The sequence below is a fragment of the Nocardia sp. NPDC049935 genome, from assembly GCF_055586645.1.
This window is the reverse complement of record NZ_JBVJHV010000001.1, coordinates 1,205,106-1,215,796: the sequence shown is the minus strand read 5'-3', so window position 1 is coordinate 1,215,796 and position 10,691 is coordinate 1,205,106. Positions and strand designations below refer to the sequence as shown.

2 protein-coding genes are annotated in these 10,691 nt (G+C 70.8%); both read right to left on the bottom strand.

The window, feature by feature from the left end; all coding sequences use genetic code 11:
- Nucleotides 1-139 precede the first annotated feature (139 nt).
- The gene (locus ACZ6SF_RS05670) at nucleotides 140-817 is read right to left on the bottom strand and encodes an alpha/beta fold hydrolase (RefSeq protein ID WP_466060789.1); all 678 of its coding nucleotides are present in this window, start codon (nucleotides 815-817) and stop codon (nucleotides 140-142) included.
- 332 nt (nucleotides 818-1,149) lie between these two features.
- Nucleotides 1,150-10,374, bottom strand: coding sequence for a fatty acid synthase subunit beta domain-containing protein (locus ACZ6SF_RS05665; RefSeq protein WP_466060788.1), 9,225 nt, complete (start codon nucleotides 10,372-10,374; stop codon nucleotides 1,150-1,152).
- Nucleotides 10,375-10,691: the final 317 nt, after the last annotated feature.

The following is a 10,691-nucleotide window of genomic DNA, read 5'->3' as shown; positions in this document are numbered from 1 at the left end:
CTCTACTGTTCTCGTTGTCTCCGCCGTACACCCGATCCGAATGCTCGGAAAGTATTCACGCAGTTATTCACGGCGACGACGGAGAAGACATTCACCGGACCGGAAAGGGTTCATTTCCGGCAGTCGGCGAAACAATTTTTCAGGCCCAATTCACCATTATCTTGTGCAGCAGGTCCGCGAGTAGTTCCGGATTGTTGCGCATGATCTCGTGATTCTCGAAAATGCTGTAGGTCTCCCACGCGGGGTCGGCGGACAAACGCTCGTAGGTCGATGTGAACGGGGTGCCGGGCCAGGCGCTCGCATAGATGTAGGCGTGGCGGATCCACGGCGCGGGCAGGCCGGCGCGGCTCGCCTGCAGCAGCGAGGCCACCGGATGCGGGGCCGACCGCGGATCCGATCCGGGCGGCGGCAGCAGGGTGCGGCCGTCGGCCGCGCCGAGCTGCCCGAAACCCTCCCGCAGCGGGTCGTTGAGCAGCATCCAGCAGGATTGCCCCGGTTCCGGCAGGAAAGCGTCCATATAGATCGCGCCGAGACAGCGGTCCGGTAGCGCCGCGCAGACGCCGCGCAGCACCATCCCGCCGTAGCTGTGGGCACAGACGACCAGGTCGTCCAGATCGTGCTCGACGATATAGGAGACGACGTCGGCGATATGGTCGTCGAGGTCGGCAGTGGCCGCGGGCCGGGCGGCCGGCTCCGGCTCGAGGCCGGGCAGCGTTACCGCGAATACCCGGTGCCCGTCCTCGCCGAGCCGGGCGGCGACTTCCTCGTACACCCATTCGCCTTCGAAACTACCTGGAATGAGTAGAGCGGTGCTCATTGTCGTCCACCCCCGGTTCTCACGGTACAGCGGTTATTGCGATCCGCCGGCCACTGCCGATTCCACGTCGACGGGGAAAATCGATGCGACTGCGCATCTCGATCGCGAATTGTCTTGATCGAATCGTAGCGCAACCCGACCCGCGGGAACCCCCCCAACCGGGTGATATATTCACGAATTCCATTCGGACGCAGCATATCAGGGTTCGGGCCGGGCGGATTAAGAACACCACAATTATTAAAACTTGTGGACGGACCGGCTTCGTGAATGTATCCGGTACGGGCCCCGGACCGGGGCGGACACCCGGGATAAGGGTGTCCGCCCCGGCGCGTTCATTCCTGGTAGACACCGTCTTCGGCCAGCCGGGCGTCGCGCGACAACAGCATCCCGGCCTCGCGCGCCCGGATCTCCTCGGCCGCTGTGCCCTCCGCTCCGAACCTCCGATCCGGGGGACGGCGGTAGAGCGGCGTGCCACCGCACAGGGCGTCCAGAAACCTCCGCCGCCCGGCCAGTAGCCGGGCCGCGGCGCGGTCCCGGTATCCCGCGCGTTCCGCGGCGGGTATCGCCCGCTCGAACGCCTCCGAATGCACCACCGCGATCAGGCACGAGACGTGACCGAAGCCCAGACTGGTGAGCAGTCCCGCCTTCAGCGGCAGCGTCTCTCCGAAACGCAGCGGCTCCCGCACCCACACCAGATGGGGATGCCGCGCCTGGACGTCATCGACGCAGTCGAGGCTGCGGTTCGGGGGAATCACCCCGTCCGCGAGCACCTGGCACAGGCCGATCAGCTGGAAGGCGGCGGCTCCGCCCTTCGCGTGCCCGGTCAGCGACTTCTGTGAGACCACGAACAGCGGATTCCCGTCGCCGCGGCCCAGCGCGGCGGCGAGCCGCTCGTGCAGGTCCGCTTCGTTCGGATCGTTCGCCGGGGTGGACGTATCGTGCTTCGACACGACCGCGATATCGTCGGGCGTCACCCCGAGTCCGCGGAGCCCGGCCGCCAGTTCCGACTCCCGCCCGCCGCGTCCGGCGGCCAGCGCCCCGATACCGGGTGCCGGGATGGAGGTGTGCACACCGTCTCCGAACGACTCCGCGTAACCCACCACTCCCAGTACGGGCAGACCGTGGCGTACGGCGATATCACCGCGGGTCAGCAGAATCGTCCCGCCGCCCTGGGATTCGACGAAACCCGCCCGGCGCCGGTCGTTGGCCCGGGAGAAGCGCCGATCGGCGATCCCCCGCGCCGCCAGGACCGCCGAGTCGGCGGTGGCCGACATATCACCGAACCCGACCACCGATTCCACGCCGAGATCGTCGGCGCCGCCGGCGACCACGAAATCCGCTCTGCCGAAACGGATCTTGTCGGCGCCCTCGGCGACCGAGACAGCGGCGGTGGCGCAGGCACCGACCGGATGCACCATCGCTCCGTAGCTGCCGATATAGGACTGGACCACATGTGCGGCGGCCACGTTCAACAGCGTTTCCTGCAGCAGGTCGTTCGGCCTTTCGTTGCCCAGCAGCAGATCGATATGGCTCGAGCGCACCGCCTGCAGCGCACCCAATCCGGTTCCCACCGTATTGGCGACCCGCGCCGGATGAACCCAGCGCATCAGCTCGGCCGGCCCGAATCCGGAGGAGAGGAAGGCGTCCACGGTGGTGACGATGTTCCAGAGCGCGAGCCGGTCCAGCGAGGCGGCCATATCCGGCGAGATGCCCCAGCGGGTCGGGTCGAATCCGGTGGGTATCTGCCCGCCCACCGTGCGCGACATCTCGACCCGGCGCGGCACCCGGACCTCGGTACCCGCGCGGCGGGTCACCGTCCAGTCCGTGCTGCCGGGTACCGGCGCGATCACCGTGTTGTCGCCGTCGGCCGCGGCGAACGCCCGGGCCTCGGATTCGCCGCCGACGGTGAAGGTCATATCGCGTTCGAGGAATACCGAGGCCAGTAGCGGCGCCGTATTGCCGCGGAGTTCGCCGTCGTCCTCGAACCGGCGGACACCCGTGCGGGCGAGGACCGCGTCGTGATAGCGGTCCGCGATCTGCTCTTCGGGGACCGGTTCCCCGGTGGCGGTGTCGTACCAGCCGGGAACCGGTTCGTTCTCCCAGGTCAGCAGTCCGGTGGTCCATGCCAGTTCCAGGACTCCGGCCGCCGAGAGCCGGTCGGAGACCTCCATCTCGAATCGGGTGCGCGCCGAACCGTAGGGGCCGAGTTCACCGGCCCCGACGATCACGACCATCTCCGCCAATCCGGTGGTCACCGTTCCCCATTCGGGTACGGGCGCCGGAGCGGCGGCGGCCGGGGGCGCCGGAAGCGCGGAAATCACCTGCTGCGCGGTGGATTCGGAATCCGGGTCCGTGGCGGCCTCCTGTTCCGCCCGGACCCGGGCCGTCAGCGCGGGCAGGTCCAGCCGGATATCCGACAGTCCGCCGGTCAGATCGATACGGTGTGGCCCGTCCGCGGTGACGAGGCGGGCGCGTGCCGAGCACCAGACCAGCAGCTCGCGCGATATCTCGTCGGCCGACCAGGTTCGCACGCCCTCGGCCTCGACCGCGGCGACCAGCCCGTCGTTGCGACTCATCAACCCGGTACCGCGCACCCAGCCGATCACCGCGTGTACCAGGGTGACCCGCCGCGACCACGCCGGTTCGGCCCGCCAGCGCGCGACCACCGCGTCGAGTGCCGCCTTGGACTCCCCGTAGGCGCCGTCACCGCCGAATACGCCCCGGTTCGGTGAACCCGGCAGCACCACATGCAGTTTCGCGTCCACATCGTGGTCGGCGCCGATCGCGGACAGGCCGCCGATGAGGCGCTGTACCGACCACAGCAGGACCCGCATCTCCATTTCCGCACGCGGCCCGGCCTCGGAGAGCTCGCCGGTGACCGGTGGCGCGGCGAAGGGAAACAGCAGAGTCGGTGTCATGGCGGGTTTGACGAGGGTGGTGGAGCCACCGGAGGTTTCGGTCAGCGGGCGGGCGATCCAATCGATCAGCGCGTCCACATCCCGATAGGACGCCAGATTGGCCGATACGACCCACAGGGCGGCCCCGGGGCGGGCGGTGCGCCGGTACAGGTCGCGGTAGAAGTGCAGCCGCTGCTCGTCGAGCCGGGAGGTGGTGGCGATCACCGTCGCGCCACCGGCCAGGAGCCGGCCGGTCACCGCGGCGGCGATGGATCCCGCGCTCGCGCCCGTCACCACCGCGATATCGCCGGCGTATTCACCCGCCTCGTCGCTGTCGGCGGCTTCGGCGATCTCCGCGTAGCGCTGCGCCAGGTCCGGCCGGTCCGTGGCGGCGGCCCGGTCCCGCCACCACCGGGCCTGCGCGGCGACGATCGCACCGGCGCCGGCGAATACGGGCGATTCCACCGCCGGATCGCCGGCGAGCCAGAGGTGGGCCAGATCCTCGCGGGCACCGGCCCATCGGTCGTCCAGACGGACCGCCCGGCGTTCGTCGAAGGCGGGCGCGACCAGCCGCGGCCAGTCCGGGCCGAGTTCCGCCGATACCGCGTCGACGACGGTGGCCGCGGTGTCCTCCGCGACCGGTCCGGGCGCCGGTTCTTCGAGTCCCAGCTGTTCGAGCACCAGACGGGCCGCCGAGGCGAGTACCCCGTCGCGGCCGGTGACCCGCTCGGCGAACTCGGCCGATACCTCGACCGTCGCGGGTTGCCCGGCGCCGGCGGCCGGTATCGGGTCCACCGCCGTGCCGTGCCGCGCCGCCACGGCACGGACCGCGCCGTCCACCGCGGTGTCGACCGCGGCGCCGTCGGCCGCGCCGGAAACCAGCGGACCGCCGAGTGCGCCGCCCCGCACGCTCGTCCCGTCCCGGGTGCCCAGCGCCAGTTCGGCGGTCACATGCGCGATCCAGCCGTCGCCCAGCCCCCAGACCGTCCGGACCCGGTCGCCGATCGCGGCGGGCCGGCGCCCGGAAGGGCCCAGCGCGCGGCGCAGATGGTCGTCGAGCCATTCGGTGAGCACCGGCCCGAAAGGCCGGTAGGTGCGCGCGAGTGTCCGCACGGTCGTGCCGAGGGCGGCGAGGTCGGCGTCGCCGGCACCGTCGATCGACCCCACGGCCAGTTCCGCGGCCAGATCGACCAGAAGCTGATTACGGCGGGAGGACACGCCGTCGCACAGCCCCTCGACGGTATCGGCGGGACCGATCTGATCGGTGCGCAGTTTCGTCCACAGCGCGATCAGCACCGCGGTCGCGTCGGCGGCCGTGAATACGAGATCGTCCGGGCGGCGATCGGCGGCCGGGTCCGCGGGCGCCTGCACCGGTGACACCGCGGCCGCCGGGATATCAGCGGATCCGGCGGCGTCCGGGGGCTCGCCCTCGTCCTCCGCGGGATCCACCGGGTCCGTATCGGTGGCATGGACGAGGGCCGCGTCCCGTTCGATATTCAGAACATCCACATCGGCGGTGGCGAAACCCGGTAGCCGCAGCGTCCGGGACGCCAGGTTGGCCAGGGTCGGCGCGGCGGCGAGCCCGACCTCCACGAACCGCCGCACTCCGAGACCACCCCGCGCCGATGCGGTGAACAGCAGATCCTGTGTTTCGATCCACCGCACCGGACTGGCGAACTGCCAGGCGAGCAGTTCGACGAGTACCGTGCGGCACAGCTCGCCGGGCCGGGCCGCCCACCCGTCGTAGTCGGCGAGCACTGCCTCGAGCGGCTCCGAGGGCACGAGATCGGCGATCTCCCGGAGGAATTCGCGGTCGAGTGAGAACGGCCGGGGCACCAGATTCGGGATATAGCGGCCGACGAGGGCCTCCGGCCGGATCTCGGCGGGTAGCAGTTCGGAGAGTTTCGCCCGGAAATCGGGCACCCCGGACCGCAATACCCGGGAGTGGAACGGCACGTCCACACCCGGAACGAGAAGGAACGCGCGCTCGCCCCCGGTCCGGGAGCGCCGGAGTTCGATCTCGGCCTCGAGGGCCCGCAGGCCCGCCCTGGTGCCCGCGATCGAATACTGGGCGTCGCGCAGGTTGAGATTCACCACTTCGAGGAATTCGCTACTGCGGGAAGCTGTTTCGGCGACGAAAGCGACCACGTCACGATCGCTCAGACCGATCTGCGACGGGCGGATCGCCGCCATCGCGTACTCGCTGTGACCGGATTCGGTGCGCGGCACCAGCAGATCCATGGCCTGACCGCGCTGGAACACGATTTCCAGGAGCGTCTCCAGCGGCAGCACCCCGGCCACTGCCGCCAAGGCGACGTACTCGCCCAGGGAATGACCCGCCAGATACGCGCCTTCGGTGTAGGCGCCGGATTCCCGCAACTCCGCGATCTGCGCCACCCCGAGCGTGGCCAGCGCCGCCTGGGTGAACTGCGTCAGGTGCAGAACGCCGTCCGGGTGGCGGTATTCGACGCCGCCGGCCCGCAGCACCGTCGGATTGTCGCGGACGACCGCGAGAATGGAGAACCCCAGGACGCGGCGGGTGTGGGCGTCCGCGCGTTCCCATACCGCCGCCGCGGCGCGGGACCGGGCCACCGCGTCCAGCCCCATCCCGCGGCGCTGGATGCCCTGCCCGGGAAAGGCATACACCGTCGGCGGCGCGGCGAGCCGGCCGGTGGCCACCATCACCGGCTCGTCGCCGACCCGGCAGGTCACCTCCACGATCTCGGCGCCGGCCGCGACCGCGATCCGGTCGACCCGGATATCGATACGCGCGCCGGGGCGCACCGGTGCGAGGAAGCGTGTGGTCCAGGCGGTGAGGTTCCGCGAGGACGACGGGTCGCCGGGGTCACCCGCGGTCACCGCGTACTGCCCGGCGGCCGACAACCACATCCCGTGCACGATCACCCCGCCGAGTCCGGCCAGCGCCGCCGCGGCGCCACAGGTGTGGATCGGGTTGTGATCGCCCGACATCTCGGCGAAGGCGGCCATACTCGCGGGCGCCACCACGGTGAGCTCGCGGCGCCGCCGGCGCGGCGTCTCCCGATACGGTTCGTCCGGCGCTCCGGCCGCCTGCGCGGGGTCGGCGACGGCGGCGTTACCGGTGCGGCCGCGAATGGCGAAGCGTTCGGTGAGCGTCGCGAGAACCGGGCCGTCCAGGCCGGTCCCGATATCGTCGAAGATCGCGCCGATCGTGACGTGCACCTCGATCACCCGGCCCAGTTCGGTATCGGCGACCTCGCCGGATTCGGCGCGCACGGTCAGCACTCCGATATCGGCGGGCCAGTCACCGAGCAGACGGATCCGATGGTCGAGATGGACCAGGTCCAGAAAACCCTCGATCGCGGCGACGGCATCCGGCCCGGATACGGCGCCCAGCACCGCGAATACCGCGGGCCAGCAGGCCCCGACCAGTACATCGGGCACCGCCGAGCCCAGCGGGCTCACCGACTCCGGGAACCCGGCGCCCACCACACCCGCGTGATCGGCGAAAACCCCCGGCGTCCACGCCAGGTTGAGGTGCGCGACCCGGCGGCCGCCGATCTCGCGCACTTCGGGCAGCGGCCCACCGGCGGCCACCCCGAGCAGCGCCGACATCGCCGCATCGGCCTCCTCCGCCGTCACCACCGGCGCGCCGCCGGAACGCGCCGTCGCGGGCACGCCGATTCCGACCCGCAGCCGCGCCCCCGGGGTCAGCGCGACCGCGAGTTCGACCCGGTCGGGTGCGGTCTGCTCCAGCGTCGCCCCCGATGCCACGTGCTCGAGTAGTCCCGCGGGCCCGGCCGTCCATTCACCCGGCGGACCGAGACGGTGCACCGGATTGGGCACCAGCCGGCCCGCCCAGAACACATCCGGTGCACCGAGCACCACATCCACCGCCGCCGCTCCCGATTCCGTACGACGCCGGGCGAGCACCGGACGGGCGCTCGCACCCGCGGCCAGCAACGCGTCGGTGGTGGCCCGCTCGAACCGGTCCAGGAGTTCACCGACCGGTTCGTCGGCCCGGGTGATACCGGCCACCGAGACCGGACCGGGGATGACACACACCTGATCGGCGGAGTAGCGCTCATCGTGGGCCTGCCACAGCGAATCCGAGCGCCACCAGCGCCGGACGTCCGCGTCGAGCACCGGTACGAAATTCACCGGTTTGCCCGGGGTCCGGCACAGTGCCACGAAGAACGGCGTATCGGCGGGATGCAGGACGGTCGTATCGGCCGCCGGATATTCCGCGAGCAGCGCCGCCACGGCGTCGGCGGGATGGCCCGGCAGATCGTCACCGGGGAACAACGTCGGGATCGGGCCGCGGTCGGCGGGATGCAGCCGGGCCTCCGCGCGGCGCAGCATGGCGGTGAATCGGTCCCGCCAGGCGGTATCCGCCCACGGCGACGACGCGCTTCCGGACCCGGCTACCCGTCCGGTGGTATCACCGACCGTCAGTTCCACATAGCGGCGCAGCCACGCGGCGTAGGTCATCTCCGCGCTGTCGCCGAAGAACGGTTTGGCCGTCGCGTTCAGGGCGGCGACGATCTCGTCCCGGCGCGTGGATACCGCCTCCGCGTCTCCGGCGACCTCGTCCAGCAACCGGCCGGTGCGCGACGCGGCATTGTCGATCTCGTGAATATCTGCGCCCAGATGGCTGCGCCCCGAGGCCATCCCGCCGCGCGCGGTTCCGGCCGCCACCCAGCCGGGTGTCCCGGGGGTGTCCACCAGCAACTGTTTGACCGCCGCGGAGGTGGTGGCCTCGGCCGTCGCCATGGCGGCGGTGCCCACCAGCACGCCGTCCAGCGGCATCGCCGGGTAGCCGTACTCCCGTGACCACGCGCCGGTGAGGTAGTCCGCGGCCCGTTCGGGGGTGCCGATACCCCCACCGGCGCAGATCACCAGGTTCGGGCGCAACCGGAGCTCGGCGTAGGTCTCCAGCAGCAGTTCGTCCAGGTCCTCCCACGAGTGGTGCCCGCCCGCGCGCCCGCCTTCGATCTGCACGATGATCGGCTGCCGCGGAGTCTCGTTCGCGATCCGGGACACCGCCCGGATCTGAGCGACCGTTCCGGGCTTGAAGGCGATATACGTGATACCGGCCGCCGCGAGTTCCGCGACGAGGGCCACGGCCTGCTCGAGTTCGGGAATGCCCGCGCTGATCACCACACCGTCCAGCGGCGCTCCCGCCGCGCGGGCCTTCTGCAGCAATCGCTTTCCGCCGAGCTGCAGCGACCACAGATACGGGTCGAGGAACAACGCGTTGAACTGCACCGCGCGACCCGGTTCCAGCAGCGTCCGCAACTGCGCTGTCCGGTCGGCGAATACCGCCTCGGTGACCTGTCCGCCGCCGGCCAGCTCCGCCCAGTGGCCCGCGTTCGCGGCGGCCGCGACGATGCCCGCGTCCACGGTCGTGGGAGTCATCCCCGCCAGCAGGATCGGCGAGCGCCCGGTGAGCCGGGTGAACGCGGTTTCGGTGACCGTCCGCCCGTCGGGCAGTGTCACCGGCCGCGGCGCGAACGCACTCCACGCGGGCGACACCGCCGGGGCCGCGCCGGGGGTCAGCAGATTGCGCTGGCCGGGCCGGGTCATGGCCGCGACGACGCCGATCCCCGATCCGCGCAGCAACGGAGCCGTCAGCCGGGTGAGCAGGTCACCGGGGCCGACGTCCAGCACCCACCGCGCGCCCGCCGCGGCCAAGGCGTCGACGGCCGCGACCCAATCCACGGGTTCGACCAGGATCCGGCGCGCGAGCCGGCGGGTCGCCGCCACGTCCAGACCGCAGCGCGCGGCCCAGTCGGCCGCGAGGTCCGCGGCCGCGCTCAGGGACGGGTGGTGGAAGGCCAGGTCGATCGGCAGGTCGTCGAATACCGCGGGCCGGGCCGGGCCGCCGGGTGCCCGGGACGCACGCTCCGCCGCGACCGTCGCGTACCGCTCCTCGAGTCGTATCAGCGTCTCCGGCGGCCCGGACAGCACCGTGTGGCGGCGGCCGTTGCGGATCGAAACCACCGGCGCTGCCGCCGGATCCGATCCGGACCACTCCGCGACGACCTCGCGCAAGATCTCCGGATCCGCCTGCGAGACGGCGCGCATCGGCGCGGGCTCCCCCGGTGCGACCAGCCCCAGCCGCCGCCCGACCAGGTCTCCCGCCGCACCGATGAGCTGCGCGATCGCCAGCAGCCGGGCACGGGCGTCGGCATCACGCCCGGCCACCGCGGCGACCCCCAGCACACCCTGGGAATGGCCCGCCACCGCCACCGGTGCGGCCCGGTCCGGATCCAGGCCGCACCGCTCGAGCGCCCACAGTCCCGCCAGCTGGGTGAGCAGCACCCCGGGCACGGAGATCGCCGCCGACCGCAATACCGGCGGCACCGGCCGGGGCCGGTCGTCGCGCCGCAGCAACCAGTCCGCCGGATCGAATCCCGCGGGCCGGGCGACCAGCAGGTCGGCCGATACCGGATCCAGGTAGCCGGCGGCGCGCGCCACCAGCGCCGCCATTTCCGCCCCGATATCGTGGTCGTCGCATATTTCGACGAATGCGTCCTGCCACGGCGCGCCCTGTCCGCCGAATGCCAGCGCATACGGTTCACCGGACGAGAAGAGTTCTACGAGTGGAATGCCGTCATTTATTTCTCCGCCCCGGTCCACCTTATGCAGACCGGGGACGGCACTATCGTCGATCGTCACGGCGATGCACTTTCTCTCGAGAGGGATGGTTTCCGTTTCATCGGAATTCGCCAGGAGTGTCGCTGCGCTCGCATATCTCCCACGATGAGTACACTGATCAGCGATGATGTGATCGCGCGCGCGATCCGTGGCCCACCCCGTCGTAGCGTCGGCACATATCCGCGGAGAAGATGCGCACGGTCGGGATCGCGATTTTCCGGTGATTCGAATCGTATCGGAAACATTTCTTTCGGCATCCCCCCGATCGGGTGATCGTTTCCTCGGCTACCGAGCGGATGTCAATTCCAGAAATACACCGGGTAACGAACATCATAAAT

Bases quoted from the DNA above. Each gene is read 5' to 3' on its own strand.
- ACZ6SF_RS05670 (WP_466060789.1), bottom strand. From the start codon at position 817: ATGAGCACCGCTCTACTCATTCCAGGTAGTTTCGAAGGCGAATGGGTG.